At 58.8% G+C, this 622-nt stretch carries 1 pseudogene; it reads left to right on the forward strand.

Annotated elements, in window-relative coordinates:
- A pseudogene (locus AVHM3334_RS23775) lies at nucleotides 1-365 on the forward strand (DDE-type integrase/transposase/recombinase); the annotation flags it as partial.
- Between the last annotated feature and the right edge of the window lie 257 nt (nucleotides 366-622).

Consider the following 622-nt stretch of genomic DNA (forward strand, 5'->3'; position numbering starts at 1 on the left):
TGCTGCACATCGACACCAAGAAGCTCGGGCGCATCGTGCAGCCCAGCCACCGTGTGACGGGTGATCGTCGCGATGCCACACGAGGCGCCGGCTGGGAGTTCGCTCATGTGGCCATCGACGATCACTCGCGTGCGGGCTTCGTGCAGATGCACGAGGACGAACGCAAGGGCTCTGCCGTGGCGTTTCTGCAGGCGGCCGTGGCTCACTACGCGGCCTTGGGCGTGACCATCAAGCGCCTGATCACCGACAACGGCCCGGCCTGTCGTTCACGGTTGTTCGCAAAGACTTGCCAAGCCTTGGGCATCAAACACTCCTTCACCAGGCCCTATCGCCCACAGACCAATGGCAAGGCCGAGCGATTCATCTAGTGTCCCGTCCCGTTATTTTCTGGCATTACTGAGAAGTCAGTAACTTGGGGAACATTGATCGCCTCGAAAACCGCATGAATGCTGGCTTTCTTGTCTTGGCGTGCTCGGCAAGTTACCGTCTTATGAGTAATCGTGCATGCCATTGAGGTATGTTGGAACCGGAGATACCGCGATGAGAATGGGCAGACCGAAGGTCGAGTTGGCGCTCTCTGACGAGGAGCGATCGCAGCTTCAATCCTTTGCCCGCAGCCGCT

The organism is Acidovorax sp. SUPP3334 (assembly GCF_030159055.1).
Lineage (GTDB): Bacteria > Pseudomonadota > Gammaproteobacteria > Burkholderiales > Burkholderiaceae_C > Paracidovorax.